The following is a 21,678-nucleotide window of genomic DNA, read 5'->3' as shown; positions in this document are numbered from 1 at the left end:
GTGACGGCGATGCAGAACGACGGACAGCGACGCTTCGCGCTGGTCGCGGGCGAAGCGTCCGGCGACCTGCTCGCGGGCCTGCTGCTCGACGGCCTGCTGGCGCGCTGGCCCGATCTCCAGACCGCAGGCATCGGCGGTCCTCGAATGCTGGCCCATGGCTTCCAGAGCTGGTGGCCCCAGGAAAAGCTCGCAGTGCGCGGCTACATCGAGGTGCTGCGTCACTATGCGGAAATCGCCGGCATCCGCCGCCAGCTGAAGGCGCGGCTGCTGCAGGAACGGCCCCAGCTTTTCATCGGCGTCGATGCGCCCGATTTCAACCTCGATCTCGAAGCCGGCCTGCGCAGCCAGGGCATGAAGACGGTGCATTTCGTCTGCCCGTCGATCTGGGCCTGGCGGCCCGAACGCATCGAGAAGATTCGGGCGGCGGCCGACCATGTGCTGTGCATCTTCCCGTTCGAGCCGGCCTTGCTGGCGGAGCAGGGCGTGGCCGCGAGCTATGTCGGGCATCCCGTCGCCAACGTGATTCCGATGGTGCCTGACCGGGCCGGTGCGCGTGCCGCGCTCGGACTGGCGGCCGATGCGCCGGTCGTTGCGTTGCTCCCGGGCAGCCGCCGTTCGGAGATCCGCTACCTGGCGGCCCGCTTCTTTGCCGCCGCTGCGCTGATGCAGAAGACGCGGCCGGAGCTTCAGTTCATCGCTCCCATCATCCCGGGCCTGCGCGCCGAGGTCGAAGCCTTGCTCCAGGCCAGCGGCATGGCCGGCCGCGTCAGGCTGATCGACGGCCAGTCGCACGCCGTGCTGGCCGCCTGCGACGCCACGCTGATCGCCAGCGGCACCGCCACGCTGGAGGCCGCGCTGTTCAAGCGGCCGATGGTCATCGCCTACAACATGAACGCGCTCTCGTGGCGCCTCATGCGGCGCAAGCAGCTGCAGCCTTGGGTGGGGTTGCCCAACATCCTGTGCCGCGACTTCGTCGTGCCCGAACTGCTGCAGGAGGCCGCCACGCCGCAGGCGCTGGCCCAGGCCACGCTGGCCTGGCTGGACGCGCCGGAAAAGACGCAGGCGCTGCAACAAAGATTTTCAGAGCTGCATGTGCAATTGCAGCGCGACACGCCCACACTTTGCGCCGATGCGATCCAGAAAGTTCTTGAAGGCTGAGCAGGCCCCGCTGGTGTGGGACGCACCCGGCCTGATCGCGGGCGTCGACGAGGCGGGGCGTGGCCCCTTGGCCGGGCCCGTGGTGGCTGCGGCCGTGATCCTCGACGACCTCCGGCCCATTCGCGGCCTCGCAGATTCCAAGACGCTGACCGCCCTGCAACGCGAGCGCCTGCACGACCAGATCCTGGCGAAGGCGCTGTGCTGCTCCATCGCGCAGGCCACCGTCGAAGAAATCGACACTCACAACATCCTGCAGGCGACGATGCTTGCGATGCGCAGGGCGGTGGAGGGGCTGCGGCTCAAGCCGGTGAAAGTGCTGGTCGATGGCAATCGCCTGCCCACGCTCGACGTGCTGGCCGAAGCCATCGTGAAGGGGGACGCGCGGGTCAAGGCGATTTCCGCCGCGTCGATCCTGGCGAAGGTGCATCGCGACCGGCTCTGCGAGCAGCTTCATGTCGAGTTTCCGCACTACGGCTTTGCCGGCCACAAGGGCTACGGCACGCCGGAGCACCTGGAGGCACTGCAGCGCCACGGCGCCTGCGTGCACCACCGGAAGTCCTTCAGCCCGGTGGCCGCGGCGCTTGCGCGCACTGGAGGCACCCTGAACGTGGTGCTGCCGGCTGACGCCGGGCAGGCCGCAATGGCCATCGGCGCCGTCGAAGCTGTGCGCTCCGAGCTTCGCGCCGCGCCCTGAATCTTTCAGCGATGACCTCCGACACCGGCGCCAGCCACATCAGCTCGCGCGACAACCCGCTGCTCAAGGACCTGCGCAAGCTCGCGCAGGATCCGGGTGCCTATCGCAAGCTCGGCCGGATCTGGCTCGAGGGCGATCACCTGTGCCGAGCGGCCCTGGCGCGGGGCGTCAAGCCTGCCGTTGCCGTGTTTTCGGAGTCTTTCTGGCCGAAGGCGCCGGCCGAGTGGTCGATCGGTGCTATCAAAACCGTAGTCGTCGCCGACAACCTGCTGCGCGACGTCAGCGGCCTTGAATCGCCTGCGCCGATGGGCTTTGTGCTCGACTTGCCCACCCGCCCCGAATTGCTGCCCGACGCACCCAGCGTCGTGCTCGACCGCCTCCAGGATGCCGGCAATGCCGGTTCCATCCTGCGCAGCGCAGCCGCCTTCGGCTTCACCCAGGTGATCGCGCTCAAGGGCACCGCTGCGTTGTGGGCGCCCAAGGTGCTGCGCGCCGGCATGGGGGCGCACTTCGGCCTGCGGCTGATCGAAGGCGTGGACGCCGAGGTGCTCGACGGGCTGAACATGCCGTTGGTGGCGACCAGTTCGCATCGCGGCGAATGGCTGCACAAGGCTGAATTGCCGCATCCATGCGCCTGGCTGATGGGACACGAAGGGCAGGGGGTGTCGGCGGCGCTGGAAGCCCGGGCTTCCCGTCACATCCGCATCGCGCAGCCGGGTGGGGAGGAGTCGCTCAACGTGGCCGCGGCCGCCGCGATCTGCCTGCATGCGAGCGGAGCAGCCCTGCAGGCCGGATAACACATCCAGTCCGAGCTACAATCGGGGGCTTACTCGCAAATCAGCGTCGCCCGGCCGCCTACAACGCCATCCTCCCCTTAAGCAGCAGTCCCCAGGCATCGCGCCTGAGGCTCCGGGCGACCGTAACCATCCGGAGAACCCAGTGCTTTTGTCTCTCAAGGGAAGTTTCCCGCCCGCCATCCTGGCGCTCGCAGACGGCACGGTCTTTCTCGGCAACTCGATCGGAGCCGCCGGCTCCACGACCGGTGAAGTGGTGTTCAACACCGCCATGACCGGCTACCAGGAAATCCTCACCGACCCGAGCTACTGCCAGCAGATCGTGACCCTCACGTATCCGCACATCGGCAACTACGGCGTCAACGGCGAGGACATCGAAGCCGACAAGATCCATGCCGCGGGCCTGATCATCAAGGACCTGCCCCTCGTCGCCTCCAACTTCCGCAAGACCGCCACGCTGACCGAGTACCTCGTGTCCGGCAACACCGTGGCCATCGCGAACATCGATACCCGCAAGCTCACCCGCCACCTGCGCACCAACGGCGCGCAGAACGGCTGCATCCTGGGCCTGGCCGCGGGCGAGACCGTGACGCAGGCGCTGATCGACAAGGCCATCGCCTCCGCCAAGGCCGCGCCGAGCATGTCGGGCCTCGACCTCGCCAAGGTCGTGTCGGTCAAGCAGACCTACGAATGGACCGAGACCGAGTGGAAGCTGGGTTCTGGCTACGGCGTGCAGATCACGCCGAAGTTCCACGTCGTCGCCTTCGACTACGGCGTCAAGAAGAACATCCTGCGCATGATCGCCCAGCGCGGCGCGCGCATCACCGTGGTGCCGGCACAGACGCCCGCGGCCGACGTGCTCAAGCTGAAACCCGATGGCATCTTCCTGGCCAACGGCCCCGGCGACCCGGAGCCCTGCGACTACGCCATCAGCGCCGTCAAGGAACTGATCGAGACCGGCATTCCCACCTTCGGCATCTGCCTGGGCCACCAGATCATGGCGCTGGCCTCCGGCGCCAAGACCTTCAAGATGAAGTTCGGCCACCACGGCGCGAACCATCCGGTGAAGGACCTGGACAACGGCCGCGTGAGCATCACCAGCCAGAACCACGGCTTCGCGGTCGACGAGAAGTCGCTGCCGGCCAACCTGCGTCCCACCCACATCAGCCTGTTCGACAACACGCTGCAGGGCCTGGCGCGCACCGACAAGCCCGCATTCTGCTTCCAGGGCCACCCCGAAGCCTCGCCGGGCCCGCACGATATCGGCTACCTGTTCGATCGCTTCACGGCACTCATGGAAAAGAACAAGACGGAAAAGACGGAGAAAGAGAATGCCTAAGCGCACAGACCTCAAATCGATCCTCATCATCGGCGCCGGCCCGATCATCATCGGCCAGGCCTGCGAGTTCGACTACTCCGGCGTGCAGGCCTGCAAGGCGCTGCGCGAAGAGGGCTACAAGGTCATCCTGATCAACAGCAACCCCGCGACGATCATGACCGACCCGGCCACGGCCGACGTCACCTACATCGAGCCCATCACCTGGCAGACGGTCGAGAAGATCATCGCCAAGGAACGCCCCGACGCGATCCTGCCGACCATGGGCGGCCAGACCGCGCTGAACTGCGCGCTCGACCTCTGGCGCAACGGCGTGCTCGACAAGTACACGGGCGCAGCCACCAACAAGCCCGTCGAGCTGATCGGCGCCACGCCCGAGGCCATCGACAAGGCCGAAGACCGCCTGAAGTTCAAGGACGCGATGACCAAGATCGGACTGGGCTCGGCCCGCTCCGGCATCGCGCACTCGATGGACGAGGCCTGGGCGGTGCAGAAGAACGTCGGCTTCCCGACCGTGATCCGCCCCAGCTTCACGCTCGGCGGTACCGGCGGCGGCATTGCCTACAACCCGGAAGAGTTCGAGACCATCTGCAAGCGAGGCATCGAAGCCTCGCCCACCAACGAGCTGCTGATCGAAGAATCGCTGCTCGGCTGGAAGGAGTACGAGATGGAAGTCGTGCGCGACAAGGCCGACAACTGCATCATCGTCTGCTCGATCGAAAACCTCGACCCGATGGGCGTGCACACCGGCGACTCGATCACCGTGGCACCGGCCCAGACGCTCTCTGACAAGGAATACCAGATCCTGCGCAACGCCTCGCTGGCCGTGCTGCGCGAGATCGGCGTCGACACCGGCGGCTCGAACGTGCAGTTCTCGATCAACCCGAAGGACGGCCGCATGGTCGTCATCGAGATGAACCCGCGCGTGTCGCGTTCGTCGGCTCTGGCCTCCAAGGCCACGGGCTTCCCGATCGCCAAGGTCGCGGCCAAGCTGGCCGTGGGCTACACGCTCGACGAGCTGCGCAACGAGATCACCGGCGGCGCCACGCCGGCGTCGTTCGAGCCCTCGATCGACTACGTGGTCACCAAGATCCCGCGTTTCGCCTTCGAAAAATTCCCGCAGGCCGATTCGCGCCTCACCACGCAGATGAAGTCGGTGGGCGAGGTGATGGCCATGGGCCGCACCTTCCAGGAATCGTTCCAGAAGGCGCTGCGCGGCCTCGAAGTCGGCGTCGACGGCATGAACGAGAAGACGCAGGACCGCGAAGTGCTCGAGAAGGAACTGGGCGAGCCCGGCCCCGAGCGCATCTGGTACGTGGGCGATGCCTTCGCCCAGGGCATGAGCGTCGATGAAGTGTTCGCGCTCACGAAGATCGACCCGTGGTTCCTGGTGCAGATCGAGGAGATCGTGAAGATCGAGCTCGAGCTGGAAACCAAGTCGCTCGACGACATCGACGCCGCCACGCTGCGCCTGCTGAAGCAGAAGGGCTTCTCCGACCGCCGCCTGGCCAAGCAACTGCGCACCACCGACACGGCCATCCGCGAGAAGCGCCGTGCCCTGGGCGTGCGCCCGGTCTACAAGCGCGTGGACACCTGCGCGGCCGAGTTCGCCACCAACACGGCCTACATGTACTCGACCTATGAAGACGAGTGCGAGGCCGACCCGAGCGACAAGAAGAAGATCATGGTGCTCGGCGGCGGTCCCAACCGCATCGGCCAGGGCATCGAGTTCGACTACTGCTGCGTGCACGCCGCGCTCGCCATGCGCGAGGACGGCTACGAGACCATCATGGTCAACTGCAACCCCGAGACCGTGTCGACCGACTACGACACGTCCGACCGCCTGTACTTCGAGCCGCTGACGCTCGAGGACGTGCTCGAGATCGTCGACCGCGAGAAGCCGCTGGGCGTGATCGTGCAGTACGGCGGCCAGACGCCGCTGAAGCTCGCGCTCGACCTCGAGGCCAACGGAGTGCCGATCATCGGCACCTCGCCCGACATGATCGACGCGGCCGAAGACCGCGAGCGCTTCCAGAAGCTGCTGCATGAACTCAAGCTGCTGCAGCCGCCGAACGCCACCGCGCGCACAGAGGCCGAGGCCCTCGAGAAGGCCACCGAGCTGGGTTACCCGCTGGTGGTGCGCCCGAGCTACGTGCTGGGCGGCCGCGCGATGGAAATCGTGCACGAGCAGCGCGACCTCGAGCGCTACATGCGCGAAGCCGTCAAGGTCAGCAACGACTCGCCGGTGCTGCTCGACCGCTTCCTGAATGACGCCGTCGAATGCGACGTCGACTGCCTGCGCGACGCCGAGGGCCAGACCCTCATCGGCGGCGTGATGGAGCACATCGAACAGGCTGGCGTGCACTCGGGCGACTCCGCCTGCTCGCTGCCGCCCTACAGCCTGAGCGCCGAGACGGTGACCGAGCTGAAGCGCCAGAGCGCTGCGATGGCGGCAGCGCTGAACGTGGTCGGCCTGATGAACGTGCAGTTCGCCATCCAGCAGAAGGACGGCAAGGACGTCATCTACGTGCTCGAAGTGAACCCGCGTGCGTCGCGCACGGTGCCCTACGTGAGCAAGGCCACCGGCATCCAGCTCGCCAAGGTGGCTGCACGCTGCATGGCTGGCCAGTCGCTGAAGTCGCAGGGCATCACGAAGGAAGTGACGCCGCCGTACTTCAGCGTGAAGGAAGCCGTGTTCCCGTTCGTCAAGTTCCCGGGTGTGGACACCATCCTCGGCCCCGAGATGAAGTCGACCGGCGAGGTGATGGGAGTGGGCAAGACCTTCGGCGAAGCCTTCGTGAAGTCGCAACTGGGCGCGGGCACGCACCTGCCGAAGTCGGGCAAGGTCTTCATCTCGGTGAAGAACAACGACAAGGCGCGCGCCGTCGAGGTGGCACGCGGCCTGGCCAAGCTTGGCTTCGAGCTGATCGCCACCAAGGGCACGGCTGCCGCCATCAACGCCGCGGGCATCGAGTGCGCGACGGTGAACAAGGTGACCGAAGGCCGCCCGCACATCGTGGACATGATCAAGAACAACGAGATTGCGCTGGTCATCAACACGGTGGAAGAGCGCCGCAACGCCATCACCGATTCGCGCCAGATCCGCACCTCGGCCCTGCAGGCTCGCGTGACCACCTTCACCACGATCTTCGGCGCAGAAGCCGCGGTCGAGGGCATGGGCTTCATGGACGAGCTCGGCGTGATCTCGGTGCAGGAAATGCACGCGCAACTGGCCACGGCCTGAGCGTCACAGCCATGGAAACGCAGCTCGTCGAACTCGGCCTGGCCGACTGGAACGCGGCCACGCCCAACGAGGCGTGGATCGCGGAGCTGGAGGCGGGCAAGGTGCTGTACTTCCCGCGCCTGGGTTTCGAGCTGCTGCCCGAAGAACGCAGCCTGCTCACGCCCAGCCTGCTGTCGCCGGAAGTGCGCAACATCAGCCTCGATGCCAACGGCAAGCTCAAGGGCGCCGTGGGCGACGAGACGGTGCAGCGCACCGCGGCCGCGATGGTGGGGCGCTTCAGGGCGCAGGCCACGCAACTCATCCACGGGCTGCTGCCGCACTACGCGCCGGCCTTGCGTCTGGCGCCCACCAGCTACCGTCCGGCGCAGGTCGAGACGCGCGTGCAGTCGTGGCGCGCCGACGACCGGCGCTTGCACGTGGATGCATTCCCGTCGCGGCCGAACTACGGTGAGCGCATCCTGCGCGTCTTCACCAACGTGAACCCCGACGGCGCGCCGCGCGTGTGGCGTGTGGGCGAGCCTTTCGAGGACATCGCCAAGCGCTTCCTGCCGCGTGCCAAGCCGTACTCGCGCTGGCAGGCCAAGCTGCTGCAGGCACTGCACGTGACCAAGTCGTTCCGCAGCGAATACGACCACCTCATGCTGCAGCTGCACGACGGCATGAAGTCGGACATGGCTTATCAGGAGAGTTCGCCGCAGGAAACCGCCAAGTTTCCGCCAGGCTCGGTGTGGGTGTGCTTCTCCGACCAGACTTCGCACGCCGTGATGGCGGGTCAGTACATGCTCGAACAGACCCTCCACCTGGACGCTTCCAAGCAATACAATCCCGCTTCGAGCCCGCTCGCCATCCTGAGCCGGCTGACTGGACGGACGCTCGTCTGAGCGCCGTCCCCCATCGACCGCCGAACGGCAGCGTTCGGCGGTTTCGCTTTATGGAGAACTAGATATGGCGACCATCCCCATCACCAAGCGCGGCGCGGAGAAGCTGCGCGAAGAACTGCGCCGGCTCAAGTCGGTGGACCGTCCTGCTGTCATCAATGCGATCGCCGAGGCGCGCGCGCAGGGCGACATCAGCGAAAACGCCGAGTACGAATCCGCCAAGGACCGCCAGGGCTTCATCGAAGGCCGCATCCTTGAAATCGAGGGCAAGCTCTCCGCCTCGCAGGTGATCGACCCCAGCGAGCTCGATGCCGGCGGCAAGGTGGTGTTCGGCTCCACCGTGGAGCTCGAGGAAGAAAACAGCGGCGACGCCGTCAAGTACCAGATCGTGGGCGAGGACGAGGCCGACCTGAAGCAGGGCCTGATCAACGTGTCCAGCCCGATCGCACGCGCGCTCATCGGCAAGGAAGAGGGCGACACCGCCGAGGTGCAGACGCCCGGCGGCCTGAAGCGCTACGAGATCGTGGCGGTCAGCTACCTCTGATCGCGCCGCGCAGCATGAAGGACCTGAAGGACCGTATTGCGCTGATGCTGGCTGCCTTCTGGTGGGGCAGCCTGACGACGATCGGCTTTCTCGTCGTGCCCATGCTCTTCGCGAAGCTGGGCAACCCGTCGGTGGCAGGCAATTTCGCGGCGCAGCTGTTCGAGGCGCAGAGCTGGATCGCCATCGCCTGCGGGGTGATCCTGCTGATCCATTTCAGGTCGAAGGCCGACGAGCGCATGAGCGGGCCGGCGATGACGACCATCTTCTTCATCCTGGGCGCGCTGCTGCTGGCGCTGCTGCAGCAGTATGCGGTGGCGCCGCGCATCGTGGCGCGCGAGAACCTCAAGCTGTGGCATGCCATGGGCACCGGGATGTACTTCGTGCAGTGGCTGTGCGCCGGCGTGGTGCTGTGGCGCGTGGGGGCCCGCACGGCAGGCTGAAGTGAAGCGAAGACAGAGCAAGAAAAAAGGCGGCCCGGGCCGCCTTTTGCTTTTCTGCCTGTCGCTTCCTACTCTTTCCAGTATTTCGCGACCCAGCGCGCCGGCTTGATGAACCGGAAGGCCCGATTGCGGCGGCCTGCCAGCGCGTCCGGCGGGTTGCACTCGCCATGGAACACCATGATGCGGGCGCCCTCCGGCACGAAGGGCTCTTCCCAGTAATTGGTCGGCCAGGTCGGGATGCCGTGGTACTTGAAGCTCGGGCACCAGCCATCGGGCCAGTAGGCCAGCTTGCCCTGCTTGTGGAGCACGTCCGACAGGTAGGTTTGTTCGTTGCGGTACTCGGCCTGGACCTTGTCCATGTTGGCGCGGAAGTACGCCAGCACGTCGGCATGGGCGCCGAGCTCGAAGCGGTAGACCGAGGAGTTGCCCGTGATCCGGCCGCGCCGCCAGGGGCGGTCGTAGTCGTGAATGATCAGGAACTCGCCTGGCTGCTCGAAGAAGGCGTCCAGGCTGCCCACGACGACCACGTCGAGGTCGAGGAAGAGGGCGGGGCCGCGCAGGCCGTGCAGGTCCTGCTCGAAGGTGGTGAGCTTCTTCCAGGCGCCGTCGCGCTGGCCGGGGGCCAAGTGCAGGTTGAGCGGCGGGATCGGCAGGCAGGTCACCTCGGGGCGCACACCGTTGCCGTCGTCGGTCAGGCACACGAACTTGAAGTCGCCGCTGAGATTGCGGCGGACCATCGCGTAGAGCCGGTTGACGTATTCGGGGCCGTATTTCGTACCCCATTTCATGCAGAGAATGTGGCGCTGGGCGCCTTCGGCCGCTGCCACCAGGCTCAATCCGCCTGATTGCGCTTCTTGACCGACAGCGGCCGCTTCGCCTTGGCGCGCTTGATGGTGCCGCCAGGGGTGAGGCGCTGGTTGCCGAGCACGCGCAGGGTCTTGATTTCAGGGCGCTGGCCGCCGCGCTTGCTGTACTTGACGATCTTCACGTCGCGCGGGCCGGGCATGCGGTCTTCATCGACCACGCGCTCCTTCTGGACCTTGGGGCGCCACAGCACCAGCAGCTTGCCGATGTGCTGGATCGGGGCGGCGTCGAGTTCTTCGGCAAGCTCGCGCAGCATGGCGTCGCGGGCCAGGCGGTCGTCGGAGAAGACGCGGATCTTGATCAGGCCGTGGGCCTTGAGCGCCGCGTCGGCTTCCTTCTTCACGGCAGGGGTGAGCCCGTCTCCACCGACCATGACGATCGGATCCAGGTGGTGAGCTTCGGCGCGATGCACCTTGCGCTCGGCAGGGGTAAGTTGAATGGCGGGCATCCCCGTATTATCGACCCGTACACGAAGACCCCCATGAGCACCAAAGCCAAAAGCAAGAAAGTCAACAAGGCGTGGCTGCACGACCATATCAACGACCCCTATGTGAAGCTCGCCACGAAGGAGGGCTATCGGGCGCGCGCCGCCTACAAACTCAAGGAAATCGATGAATCTCTGGGCCTGGTCAAGCCGGGCCAGCTGGTGGTGGACCTCGGCTCCGCCCCGGGCGCCTGGAGCCAGTACCTGCGCCGGCGCATGTCGCCCGGCGGCGCCGCGGCCGGCGAGCTGAACGGCACCATCGTTTCGCTCGACCTGCTGCCGATGGAGCCCATCGAGGGCGTGACCTTCCTGCAGGGGGATTTCCGCGAAGACGAACTGCTGCAGCAGCTGCTGGGCGTGCTGGCCGGCCGCAAGGCCGATCTTGTGGTTTCGGACATGGCGCCCAACCTGTCGGGCATCCATTCGGCCGATGCCGCCCGCGTGTCGCACCTGATCGAGCTCGCCATCGACTTCGCCCAGAACCACCTGAAGCCCGAGGGCGCGCTGGTGGCCAAGGTTTTCCATGGCGGCGGCTACGACGAGCTGGTGAAGCTCTTCAAGGCGAATTTCCGCGTCGTGAAGCCCTTCAAGCCCAAGGCGTCGCGGGACAAATCGGCCGAGACTTTCCTGGTCGGGGTGGGCCTGAAGGCTTCGGATACGCCTTGATACCGTGCCGAGCAACAGCCTTGGCGGCACAAACCCACGTCAGGCTATGGCCGCATTAGGGAAATGCCCGCTTTTCGCAGCTTGAAAAGCCTAAAATGGGGCGCAATTGCGTACCCACAGCGCGTTTTTTCATTCATCTGTCACGCGCTTTAGCCTGGAGCTTCGTTTGAACAATCAGTGGTTTTCCAAAGTTGCCGTATGGCTCGTCATCGCCATGGTGTTGTTCACTGTCTTCAAGCAGTTCGACACCCGCGGCGGCGTCGGCTCGGGGACAGTCAGCTACTCCGAGTTTCTGGACCAGGTCCGCAACAACCAGATCAAGAGCGCCGTCATTCCTGAAGGCGCCGCCGGCGGCGAGATCGTCGCCGTCACCAACGACGATCGCAAGATCCGCACGACCGCCACGGTCCTCGACCGCGGGCTCGTGGGCGACCTGATCGACCACAACGTCAAGTTCGACGTCAAGCCGCGCGAAGAGAGCTCGCTGCTCATGACGCTGCTGGTCAGCTGGGGCCCGATGCTGCTGCTGATCGGCGTCTGGATCTACTTCATGCGCCAGATGCAGGGCGGCGGTAAAGGCGGGGCGTTCAGCTTCGGCAAGAGTAAAGCCCGCATGATGGACGAGAACAACAACACGGTCACTTTCGCCGATGTCGCTGGCTGCGACGAGGCCAAGGAAGAAGTCCGTGAAGTGGTCGACTTCCTGAAGGACCCGCAGCGCTTCCAGAAGCTCGGTGGCCGCATTCCGCGCGGCCTGCTGCTGGTCGGCCCTCCGGGCACCGGCAAGACGCTGCTGGCCAAGTCGATCGCCGGCGAAGCCAAGGTGCCTTTCTTCTCGATCTCCGGTTCCGACTTCGTCGAAATGTTCGTCGGCGTGGGCGCTGCCCGTGTCCGCGACATGTTCGAGAACGCCAAGAAGAACGCTCCCTGCATCATCTTCATCGACGAAATCGACGCGGTGGGCCGTCAGCGTGGCGCCGGCCTCGGTGGCGGCAATGACGAACGCGAGCAGACGCTCAACCAGATGCTGGTCGAGATGGACGGCTTCGAAACCAACCTCGGCGTGATCGTGGTGGCTGCCACCAACCGCCCGGACATCCTGGACGCCGCACTGCTGCGCCCCGGCCGTTTCGACCGCCAGGTCTACGTGACGCTGCCGGACATCCGCGGCCGCGAGCAGATCCTCGGCGTGCACATGCGCAAGGTCCCGCTGGGCCAGGACGTGAACCCGAGCGTGATCGCCCGCGGCACGCCCGGCATGTCCGGCGCCGACCTGGCCAACCTCTGCAACGAAGCCGCCCTGATGGCTGCCCGCCGCAATGCGCGCGTGGTCGAGATGCAGGACTTCGAGAAGGCCAAGGACAAGATCTTCATGGGCCCCGAGCGCAAGAGCATGGTCATGCCCGAGGAAGAACGCCGCAACACGGCCTACCACGAGTCCGGCCACGCCCTCATCGGCAAGCTGCTGCCCAAGTGCGACCCGGTCCACAAGGTCACGATCATTCCTCGCGGCCGCGCCCTCGGCGTGACCATGAGCCTGCCGGCGCAGGACCGCTACAGCTACGACCGCGAGTACATGCTGAACCAGATCAGCATGCTGTTCGGCGGCCGCATCGCCGAGGAAGTGTTCATGCACCAGATGACCACCGGCGCCAGCAACGACTTCGAGCGTGCCACCAACCTGGCGCGCGACATGGTCATGAAGTACGGCATGAGCGATGCGCTCGGCCCGATGGTCTACGCCGAGAACGAAGGCGAAGTGTTCCTGGGCCGCTCGGTCACCAAGACCACGAACATGAGCGAGCAGACCATGGAAAAGGTCGACTCGGAAGTCCGCCGCATCATCGACGAGCAGTACGCCCTGGCGCGCCACCTCATCGAAGAGAACAGCGACAAGATGCATGCCATGGCCAAGGCGCTGCTCGAATGGGAAACCATCGACACCGAGCAGCTCGACGACATCATGGCAGGCCGCGCACCCCGTCCTCCGAAGGACTGGACGCCGCGCGTTCCGCCCTCGGGCAGCGGTGGCGGCAGCGGCGGCACGCCGGCCGTGACGACCGACCCGGCTCCCAACGCAGCGTGAGCGCGAGCCTGGCGTCAAACCAAAACGGGGCCTCTGGCCCCGTTTTCGATGGCGGACACCCGGCCGCCGCCTTCTGGCAGACCTCCCGTTTCCGCATCGACCTCGCGCAGCCGCGCGTGATGGGCATCGTCAACGTCACGCCCGATTCCTTTTCCGACGGCGGCGCCCATGCCTCCACCGAGGCGGCCCTTCGGCACTGCGAGCAGCTGCTGAAGGAGGGGGCCGGCATCCTCGACATCGGGGGCGAATCGACCCGCCCCGGCAGCCCGGCCGTGCCGCTCGAAGCCGAACTGGCGCGCGTGGTGCCCGTGGTGCGCGAGGCGGTGAAGCTGAACGCGCCGATCTCCATCGACACCTACAAGCCCGAAGTCATGCGTGCTGTGCTCGACCTGGGCGCGGATATCGTCAACGACATCTGGGCGTTGCGCCAGCCCGGCGCGCGCGAAGCCGTCGCGGCACATCCCTCGTGTGGCGTCTGCCTGATGCACATGCATCGCGATCCCCAGACCATGCAGGCTGCGCCGATGTCGGGAGACATCGTTCCGGAAGTGCTCTTCTTTCTTCAGGAGCAGGCGCAGCTTCTGCGTGCGCTTGGCGTTGATCCTTCACGCATCACCCTCGACCCGGGCGTGGGCTTCGGCAAGACCGTGGCACAGAATTTCGCCTTGCTCGCGCGTCAGCGCGAATTGCTCGCCGGTGGCTATCCGCTGCTGCTGGGCTGGTCGCGCAAGTCGTCGATAGGCGCGGTCACCGGTATCGAGACTGCGGGCGAACGCATCGTGCCCAGCGTTGCGGCCGCTGTGCTGGCGGTGGACAGGGGAGCGGCCGTGGTGCGAGTGCACGACGTGCGCGACACGGTTGCCGCACTCGCCGTATGGCGTGCCATGAAGGCGCAAGAGTCATAACAACAAACACAAGAGCAGACAGGATCAACATGACCCGCAAGTATTTCGGCACCGACGGCATCCGCGGCACCGTCGGCCAGGCACCCATCACGCCCGATTTCGTTCTTCGCCTCGCGCACGCTGTGGGCCGCGTGCTCAAGAGGACACAGTCGCGCCCCACGGTGCTGATCGGCAAGGACACGCGCATCTCGGGCTACATGCTCGAATCCGCCCTCGAATCGGGCTTCAACTCGGCCGGCGTCGATGTCGTGCTGCTCGGCCCGCTGCCGACGCCCGGCGTCGCCTACCTCACGCGCGCCCAGCGAGCCAGCCTCGGCGTGGTGATCAGCGCGAGCCACAACGCCTATCCCGACAATGGCATCAAGTTCTTCAGCGCCCAGGGCACCAAACTCGACGATGCCTGGGAGCTGGCTGTCGAGGCCGCGCTAGAGGAAGACCCGGTGTGGGTCGATTCCGCCAACCTTGGCAAGGCCCGCCGCCTCAACGACGCGCCGGGCCGCTACATCGAGTTCTGCAAGAGCACCTTCGCCAACGATCTGACGCTGCGCGACATGAAGCTGGTGGTCGACGCAGCACACGGCGCGGCCTACCAGGTGGCCCCCAACGTGTTCCACGAGCTGGGCGCGGAAGTGACCAGCATCGGTGTCTCGCCCGACGGGCTGAACATCAACAAGGGCTTCGGCGCCACGCATCCCGAGGCGCTGATCGCCGCGGTGACAGCGCAGAAGGCCGACTACGGCATCGCCCTCGACGGCGACGCCGACCGACTGCAGCTGGTCGATGCCAGCGGGCGCCTCTTCAACGGCGACGAACTGCTCTACCTCATGGTGTCCGAACGCATCGCGCGCGGCGACAAGCCGGTGGGCGTGGTCGGCACGCTCATGACCAACAAGGCCGTCGAGATGGCCTTGCGCAAGCAGGGCATCGAGTTCGTGCGCGCCAAGGTCGGCGACCGCTACGTGCTCGAGGAACTCGACAAGCGCGGCTGGCTGCTGGGCGGCGAGGGCTCCGGCCACCTGCTGGCGCTCGACCGCCATACCACCGGCGACGGCATCGTGAGTGCGCTGCAGGTGCTGCAGGCCTGCGTGCGCAGCGGCAAGACGGTGGCGCAGTTGCTCGAAGGCGTCGCGCTGTTCCCGCAGACGCTGATCAACGTGCGCATCTCGCCCGATCAGGACTGGAAGGCCAACAAGGCGCTGGCCAGCGAAACCACGCGCATCGAGGCCGAACTCGGCGATTCCGGCCGTGTGCTGATCCGCGCGAGCGGCACCGAGCCGCTGGTGCGCGTGATGGTCGAGGCCCGCGACGCGAAGCAGGCCGAGTCCTGCGCCAGGCGCCTCGCAGCTACGCTGGAGCCAGCGCAATGACGGCGGCCTCGGCGCAGATCGAAGTCTTCATCGCCGACTATCGCAACGCCGCCCACGCGGCCGCGCTGGTCGGCCTTCTCGATGCCTATGCCAGCGACCCGGCCGGCGGCGGCAAGCCGCTGGACGCCTCTGTACGAGAAAGCCTGCCAGCGGCGCTGGCAGCGCGTCCCCAGGCCTTCAGCGTGCTGGCGTACGACGGCGGCCAGCCTGTGGGGCTCATCAACTGCATCGAGGGCTTCTCGACCTTCGCTGCAAGGCCATTGGTGAACGTGCACGACGTGGTGGTGCTGTCCAGCCATCGCGGGCAGCGCGTGGCGCAGAAGATGTTCGCGCGGGTCGAGGAAGAGGCCCACAGGCGCGGGGCGTGCAAGCTCACGCTCGAGGTGTTGTCGGGCAACATGCCCGCGCTGCGCGCCTACGAGCGCGAGGGCTTCGCGGGCTACCAGCTCGACCCGGCATTCGGCACAGCCGTCTTCCTGCAGAAGAAACTCTGAGGACAAGGGACCAAAGAAAAAGGGCCGGGGCGAATCGTTCGCCGCCGGCCCTTTGTTCGTCGACCCTCTTCAACCTGAAGAGGAGTCGTCGAAACGGGTGGATCAGAAACGCGTCACCGGCATTTCAGCGTCGGCCTTGCCCGGCGCGTACTTGCCCAGCTCCCACTTGGCGATCGCATTGCGGTGCACTTCGTCCGGACCGTCCGCGAAGCGCAGCGTGCGCGCGCCGGCATAGGCGGCAGCCAGCGGGAAGTCGTCGCACATGCCGCCACCGCCGTGGACCTGCATGGCCCAGTCGATCACCTGGCAGGCCATCGAGGGCGCGACGACCTTGATCATGGCGATCTCGTTCTTCGCGACCTTGTTGCCGGCCACGTCCATCAGCCACGCAGCCTTCAGCGTGAGCAGGCGGGCCATGTCGATCTTGCAGCGAGCTTCGGCGATGCGCTCCTGCGTCACGGTCTGCGAAGCCACGGTCTTGCCGAAGGCGACGCGCGAGGAGGCGCGCTTGCACATCAGCTCCAGCGCGCGCTCGGCCAGGCCGATCAGGCGCATGCAGTGGTGGATACGGCCGGGGCCGAGGCGGCCCTGGGCGATCTCGAAACCGCGGCCTTCGCCCAGCAGCATGTTGCTGGCTGGCACGCGCACGTTCTCGAAGTACATCTCGACGTGGCCGTGCGGCGCGTCGTCATAGCCCATCACGTTCAGCGGGCGCACGATGCGGATGCCCTTGGCGTCGGCCGGCACCACGATCATGCTCTGCTGCGAGTGGCGCGGCGCCTCGGGGTCGCTCTTGCCCATGGTGATGAAGACCGCGCAGCGCGGATCGGCCGCACCCGAAATCCACCACTTGTGGCCGTTTATGACGTACTCGTCGCCCTGGCGCTCGATGCGCGTGGAGATGTTGGTGGCGTCGCTCGAAGCCACTTCGGGTTCGGTCATGGCGAAGGCCGAGCGGATCTGGCCTTCGAGCAGCGGCTTGAGCCAGCGTGCCTTGATCTCTTCAGAGCCGTAGCGCGCGATGGTCTCCATGTTGCCGGTGTCGGGCGCCGAGCAGTTGAAGGCCTCCGATGCCCATGGCACCCGGCCCATGATCTCGGCCAGCGGCGCGTACTCCTGGTTGGTCAGGCCGGCGCCGTCGTAGCCCGATGCCGCGGCGCTGTCGACCGGCAGGAACAGGTTCCACAGGCCCTGGGCCTTGGCCTTTTCCTTGAGCTTCTCGACCGTCTTGAGCGCGCTCCAGCGCTTGCCGGCGGCCGTGTTCGCGGCCAGCTCGGCGCTGTACTCGGCTTCGGCCGGATAGATGTGGTCGTCCATGAACGCCTGGACGCGTTTCTGCAGGTCTTTGGTCTTGGCCGAGTATTCGAAATCCATCTTCGTCTCCTGGTGGGGTGGGGCGGCTTATGCCTTTTGGGCAAACTGCCAGGCCATTTCGGCCATGGGGCGGGCGCCGCGGGCCGAAGCCACGGCTTGCTCGCTCGACGCGGTTCCGGCCTCGACCCGCTTGGCAATGCCTTGCAGGATCGCGGCCATGCGGAACAGGTTGTAGGCCTGGTAGAAGTTCCAGTCGGGCGCGAGCGCCTCGGGCGTGCTGATGCGGGTGCGCTCGCAGTAGCGGCGGATGTATTCGCTCTCGGTGGGGATGCCCAGCGAGGCGACATCGACGCCGCCGATGCCGCGCCCGGTACTCGGCGGCATGTGCCAGGACATGCAGTGGTAGCTGAAGTCGGCCAGCGGGTGGCCCAGCGTGGAAAGCTCCCAGTCGAGCACCGCGATGATGCGCGGCTCGGTGGCATGGAACATCACGTTGTCGAGGCGATAGTCGCCGTGGACGATCGACACCTTGCTCTCGTCGCGCGCGCTAGCGGGCATGTGCGCGGGCAGCCAGTCGATCAGCCGCTCCATGGCATCGATGGGTTGCGAGAGCTCACCGGCGCCGTCGGCCGAGGCCTTGTACTGCTTGCTCCAGCGGCCGATCTGCCGCTCGAAGTAGTTGCCGGGCTTGCCGTAGTCGGCCAGGCCGCGGGCGGCGAAGTCGACCGTGTGCAGCGCGGCGATCACGCGGTTCATCTCGTCGTAGTGGGCGTCGCGCTCGGCGTTGCTCATGCCGGGCAGCGACTGGTCCCACAGCACGCGGCCCTGCATGAACTCCATGACGTAGAAGGCTCGGCCGATGACGCTCTCGTCCTCGCACAGGCAGTACATGCGCGGCACCGGCACGTCGGTGCCGGCCAGTCCGCTCATCACCTTGAACTCGCGCTCCACCGCATGGGCGGAAGGCAGCAGCTTCGCGACGGGGCCCGGCTTGGCGCGCATCACGTAGCTCTGCGTGGGCGTGACCAGCTTGTAGGTCGGGTTCGACTGGCCGCCCTTGAACATCTCGACCGTCAGCGGGCCCTTGAAGCCGTCGAGGTTCTTCCCGAGCCAGGCCGCGAGCGCGTCGACGTCGAAGGCGTGCTGTTGCGAGACGGCACGGGTGCCGATGAAGGAGGAGAAGTCCTGGCTCATGTCGGTATGTCTTGTCTGCCTGGGTTTGTCGTTGTAGTTGTCGTTCTAGCTTTCAGCTTCCGAGACGCGCATCAGCGCCGAGCGGTCGAGCACCACGAGGCCGCCCGGCTCGATGCGGATGGTGCCCTCGCGCTCCATGGTCTTCAGCTCCTGGTTGACCCGCTGGCGCGAGGCGCCCAGCAGTTGCGCCAGTTCTTCCTGCGCCAGCTGCAGGCCGATGCGCATCTGGCTGCCGTCTTCCAGGTTCGGCACGCCGTAGCTGCGCACGAGGTGAATGAGCTGCTTGGCCAGCCGCGCGCGCAGCGGCAGGGTGTTGAGGTCTTCCACCAGCCCGAAGAGCGTGCGGATGCGGCGCGCCTGCAGCCGCATCAGCGCCTCGTACAGCTCCACGTGCGAGGCCAGGATCTTCTGGAAGTCGGCGCGCGCCACGCACAGGATGGTGGTGTCGCCATGCGAGTAGGTGTCGTGCGTGCGACGGTCCCCGTCGAACATCGCCACGTCGCCGAACCAGATGCCCGGCTCCACGTAGGTCAGCGTCACCTGCTTGCCCGAGACGGCCGTCGAGCTCACGCGCACCGCGCCCTTGGCACAGGCAATCCAGTGTTCGGGCGGATCGCCGCGGGCGGCGATCAGGTCGCCGTCCTTGTAGCGTTTGACGAAGGCGCATCGGAGGATGTCGTGCCGCAGCGATGGAGAAAGGGAAGAAAACCAGCGACCACTGTTGATCGCTTCACGTTCTTCGATGGTAAGAATGGGGTCGTCCATTGGTCTGTCCTCTCGGCGACTGGAAAGCTGGTGGGTGTCACGGGAGCGACGCCGTCGGGCGCTGCTCGGTTACTGGGCTACTCGTACTGCGGCGGCTTCTTCTCGAGGAACGCGGCGATGCCGATGCCCGCGTTCGCATGGTGCAGGTTGCGCACGAAGTGGTCGCGCTCCTGCGAAAGCTGCGAGGCCAGCGTGGCACTTTGGGCCTCGCTCAGCAGCTCCTTGATGCTGGCCAGCGAATTCGGTGCACGCGCGTTGAGTCGGCCCGCCAGCGCCAACGCGCCCGCGAGCGCCTGGCCGCTTTCGGTGAGTTCGTTGACCAGGCCCAGCGCGTGCAGGCGCGGCGCGGCGATGCGCTCGCCGTTCATCAGCCATTCGCTCGCGAGCTGGCGCGGCAGTTGGCGCCCCAGGTGCCAGCTCAGGCCGCCGTCGGGCGACAGCGCAACGTTGCTGTACGAGGCCGCGAAGACCGCGTCGCGCGCCGACACCACGAAGTCGCAGGCCAGCGCGAGCGAGAAGCCCGCGCCTGCCGCCGCGCCTTCGACGGCAGCGATGACCGGCTTGGGAAAGGTACGGATCGAGTCGATCCAGTTGTGCAGGCCCTCGATGCTCTCGGCCTGCACCGAGCGGTCGAGCTGGCGGTTGGCCAGCAGGCGCTGCAGCGAGCCGCCGGCGCAGAACCATGAGCCTTCGCCCACGATGACGACGCTGCGGATTTCCGCGCTGTTCTCGGCCTTGTTCAGCGCCTCGATGCCCGCGGCGTAGATCTCGGGGCCCAGCGCATTACGCTGGGATGGATTGGCGATCGTCAGCACCATGGTGCTGCCCTCGCTCGTGCTCTTGAGTTCTGCGGTGCTCATGGATGGTGTCCGTCGCTTATTCCGTCGTCATTCTTCTTCGTGCAGCAGGCTCAGGCCCAGCGCGCCGCGGCGGCGCAGCCACGGGCTCGGGCGATAGCGCGGGTCGCCGTACACCGTCTGCAGGTTGAACAGCACCTCGAGCATGTTGGTCGGGCCGTAGAGGTTGCCCATGGCGAGCGGGCCGCGCGGGTAGCCCAGGCCCAGCTGCACGGCGGTCTCGAGGTCGGCCGGCGTGCACACGCGCTGCTGGCACATGTCGGCGGCGATGTTGACGATGGTGCCGATCACGCGCTGAGTGACGAAGCCGCCGCTGTCGCGGATCACGCTCACGGCCTTGCCGTCGCGTGCGAAGAGGGCGTGTGCCGCGTCGCGGATGTCGCGGCGCGTGGCCGGGTTGGTGGCGAGCACGCGGCGCTTGGTGGCGGCGTCGTCGATCATCATGTCGATGCCGACGGTGCGCGTGGCGTCCAGGCGCTCGACGGCGGCCACAGTGGTCACGTCGAAGCCGAGCGGTGCGACCAGGATCAGCGAATGCGGCGCGGCAGTGGCGCCGCTGTCGATCTGCGCGCCCAGCGTGTTCACGAGGCGCAGCAGCTCGGCGCGGCGTGCGGCACGCGGCGACACCCAAACCGAGGGCGTGCCCTCGACCAGCGGCGCGGGCGCCTCGGGCACCTGCTGCATCACGCCGTCGTTGTAGCGGTAGAAGCCTTCGTTGGTCTTGCGGCCCAGTGCACCGGCGGCCAGGCGCTGCGCGGTGATGACGCTGGGGCGGAAGCGCGGCTCCTCGAAGTACTGGTGGTAGATCGACTCCATCACCGGGTGCGACACGTCGAGCGCCGTCAGGTCCAGCAGCTCGAAGGGGCCGAGCCGGAAGCCGGCCTGGTCCTTGAGGATGCGGTCGACGGTCGCGAAGTCGGCCACGCCTTCGCCCACGATGCGCAGCGCCTCGGTACCGTAGCCGCGGCCCGCGTGGTTGACGATGAAGCCGGGCGTGTCCTGTGCCTGTACGGCGCTGTGGCCCATCTGCGTGGCGTAGCCCGCAAGCTGCTTGCAGACCTCGGGCGCGGTCTTGAAGCCCGCGACTACCTCGACCACCTTCATCAGCGGCACAGGGTTGAAGAAGTGGAAGCCGGCAATGCGTTCGGGGTGCTTGAGCCCGGCCGCGATGGCCGTCACCGAGAGGGAGGAAGTATTGGTGACCAGCGTGGCGGTCTCGGCCACCACGCCCTCGAGCTCGCGGAAGAGCTTGCGCTTGACTTCCAGGTCTTCGACGATGGCCTCGACCACCAGATCGCAGCCCGCCAGTGCCTGGATCGAATCGACCGCCTTCACGCGGGCGATGTACGCATCGCGCGTGGCGGCATCGATCTTGTTCTTCTCGTGCAGCTTGTTCCATTGGGCCGAGAGAGCCTCGCGGCCGCGCTCGGCGGCGCCCGCGAAGCTGTCGAGCAGCAGCACTTCGCTGCCCGCCTGTGCGGCGATCTGCGCGATGCCGCGGCCCATGGCTCCGGCGCCGACGACGCCGATTCGGGAGTAGTTCACTGTCATTTGCTGGAGATTTTCACTGGTTGGGTGGTATCCGGGCCTGCCA

At 66.6% G+C, this 21,678-nt stretch carries 20 protein-coding genes; 13 read left to right on the top strand and 7 right to left on the bottom strand.

The annotated features are described in order from the left end of the window. The first annotated feature begins 9 nt into the window (after window positions 1-9). The 8 genes from lpxB to SFB74_RS17735 all read left to right on the top strand — a co-directional run bounded on the left by lpxB (window position 10) and on the right by SFB74_RS17735 (window position 9,088). Window positions 10-1,158, top strand: coding sequence for a lipid-A-disaccharide synthase (gene lpxB / locus SFB74_RS17770; RefSeq protein WP_432725538.1), 1,149 nt, complete (start codon window positions 10-12; stop codon window positions 1,156-1,158). Next, entirely contained in the window at window positions 1,130-1,852 is a 723-nt protein-coding gene (rnhB, locus tag SFB74_RS17765) for a ribonuclease HII (protein WP_432725536.1), read from the top strand. Before lpxB ends, rnhB begins: the two co-directional genes overlap by 29 nt. An 11-nt stretch (window positions 1,853-1,863) precedes the next feature. Beyond that, complete coding sequence (locus tag SFB74_RS17760; RefSeq protein ID WP_432725534.1) at window positions 1,864-2,649, top strand: TrmH family RNA methyltransferase; 786 nt, start codon at window positions 1,864-1,866, stop codon at window positions 2,647-2,649. Window positions 2,650-2,791: 142 nt separating this feature from the next. After that, entirely contained in the window at window positions 2,792-3,985 is a 1,194-nt protein-coding gene (gene carA, locus SFB74_RS17755) for a glutamine-hydrolyzing carbamoyl-phosphate synthase small subunit (RefSeq protein WP_432725532.1), read from the top strand. Then, entirely contained in the window at window positions 3,978-7,226 is a 3,249-nt protein-coding gene (gene carB, locus SFB74_RS17750) for a carbamoyl-phosphate synthase large subunit (protein ID WP_126468480.1), read from the top strand. The genes carA and carB overlap by 8 nt, the downstream gene beginning before the upstream one ends. Before the next feature lie 11 nt (window positions 7,227-7,237). Next, the gene (locus tag SFB74_RS17745; RefSeq protein WP_432725530.1) at window positions 7,238-8,107 is read left to right on the top strand and encodes a Kdo hydroxylase family protein; all 870 of its coding nucleotides are present in this window, start codon (window positions 7,238-7,240) and stop codon (window positions 8,105-8,107) included. A gap of 64 nt (window positions 8,108-8,171) precedes the next feature. Beyond that, window positions 8,172-8,648: a transcription elongation factor GreA gene (gene greA / locus SFB74_RS17740; RefSeq protein ID WP_432725528.1), complete on the top strand. Its 477-nt coding sequence runs from the start codon at window positions 8,172-8,174 to the stop codon at window positions 8,646-8,648. Window positions 8,649-8,662: 14 nt separating this feature from the next. Further along, window positions 8,663-9,088, top strand: coding sequence for a DUF4149 domain-containing protein (locus SFB74_RS17735; RefSeq protein WP_432725527.1), 426 nt, complete (start codon window positions 8,663-8,665; stop codon window positions 9,086-9,088). A gap of 68 nt (window positions 9,089-9,156) precedes the next feature. On the opposite strand, the gene SFB74_RS17730 is transcribed toward SFB74_RS17735, so the two are convergent. Both SFB74_RS17730 and SFB74_RS17725 read right to left on the bottom strand, forming a co-directional pair. Then, window positions 9,157-9,876, bottom strand: coding sequence for a glycosyltransferase (locus SFB74_RS17730; RefSeq protein WP_432725526.1), 720 nt, complete (start codon window positions 9,874-9,876; stop codon window positions 9,157-9,159). A gap of 44 nt (window positions 9,877-9,920) precedes the next feature. Further along, entirely contained in the window at window positions 9,921-10,400 is a 480-nt protein-coding gene (locus SFB74_RS17725; protein ID WP_432725525.1) for a YhbY family RNA-binding protein, read from the bottom strand. A 33-nt stretch (window positions 10,401-10,433) separates the two neighbouring features. Between SFB74_RS17725 and SFB74_RS17720 the strand changes: the two genes are divergently transcribed. From SFB74_RS17720 to SFB74_RS17700, 5 genes are all read left to right on the top strand, one after another. Then, complete coding sequence (locus SFB74_RS17720; RefSeq protein WP_432725524.1) at window positions 10,434-11,102, top strand: RlmE family RNA methyltransferase; 669 nt, start codon at window positions 10,434-10,436, stop codon at window positions 11,100-11,102. Between the two features lie 166 nt (window positions 11,103-11,268). Continuing rightward, window positions 11,269-13,188 (top strand): ATP-dependent zinc metalloprotease FtsH, encoded by a 1,920-nt coding sequence (ftsH, locus tag SFB74_RS17715; protein WP_432725523.1) that lies wholly within the window; start codon window positions 11,269-11,271, stop codon window positions 13,186-13,188. A 119-nt stretch (window positions 13,189-13,307) separates the two neighbouring features. Then, window positions 13,308-14,093: a dihydropteroate synthase gene (gene folP / locus SFB74_RS17710; protein ID WP_432731960.1), complete on the top strand. Its 786-nt coding sequence runs from the start codon at window positions 13,308-13,310 to the stop codon at window positions 14,091-14,093. 29 nt (window positions 14,094-14,122) lie between these two features. Beyond that, on the top strand, window positions 14,123-15,460 hold the full coding sequence (gene glmM / locus SFB74_RS17705) for a phosphoglucosamine mutase (protein ID WP_432725522.1): 1,338 nt from the start codon (window positions 14,123-14,125) through the stop codon (window positions 15,458-15,460). Further along, complete coding sequence (locus tag SFB74_RS17700; RefSeq protein ID WP_432725520.1) at window positions 15,457-15,954, top strand: GNAT family N-acetyltransferase; 498 nt, start codon at window positions 15,457-15,459, stop codon at window positions 15,952-15,954. Before glmM ends, SFB74_RS17700 begins: the two co-directional genes overlap by 4 nt. A 102-nt stretch (window positions 15,955-16,056) precedes the next feature. Here SFB74_RS17700 and SFB74_RS17695 read toward each other — a convergent pair whose 3' ends face one another. The 5 genes from SFB74_RS17695 to SFB74_RS17675 all read right to left on the bottom strand — a co-directional run bounded on the left by SFB74_RS17695 (window position 16,057) and on the right by SFB74_RS17675 (window position 21,635). Continuing rightward, a complete protein-coding gene (locus SFB74_RS17695; RefSeq protein WP_432725519.1) occupies window positions 16,057-17,328 on the bottom strand; it encodes an acyl-CoA dehydrogenase family protein in 1,272 nt (423 codons plus the stop codon). A gap of 27 nt (window positions 17,329-17,355) precedes the next feature. Next, on the bottom strand, window positions 17,356-18,462 hold the full coding sequence (locus SFB74_RS17690; protein WP_432725518.1) for a phosphotransferase: 1,107 nt from the start codon (window positions 18,460-18,462) through the stop codon (window positions 17,356-17,358). A gap of 45 nt (window positions 18,463-18,507) precedes the next feature. After that, window positions 18,508-19,227 (bottom strand): Crp/Fnr family transcriptional regulator, encoded by a 720-nt coding sequence (locus tag SFB74_RS17685; protein ID WP_093202289.1) that lies wholly within the window; start codon window positions 19,225-19,227, stop codon window positions 18,508-18,510. 77 nt (window positions 19,228-19,304) lie between these two features. After that, entirely contained in the window at window positions 19,305-20,087 is a 783-nt protein-coding gene (locus SFB74_RS17680; protein ID WP_432725516.1) for an oxepin-CoA hydrolase, alternative type, read from the bottom strand. 27 nt (window positions 20,088-20,114) lie between these two features. Further along, window positions 20,115-21,635, bottom strand: a complete 1,521-nt coding sequence (locus tag SFB74_RS17675; protein ID WP_432725515.1) for a 3-hydroxyacyl-CoA dehydrogenase — start codon at window positions 21,633-21,635, stop codon at window positions 20,115-20,117. Window positions 21,636-21,678 lie beyond the last annotated feature (43 nt).

The sequence above is a fragment of the Variovorax xiamenensis genome (assembly GCF_050916385.1).
Lineage (GTDB): Bacteria > Pseudomonadota > Gammaproteobacteria > Burkholderiales > Burkholderiaceae_C > Variovorax.
This window is presented reverse-complemented; position numbering and strand designations above follow the sequence as displayed.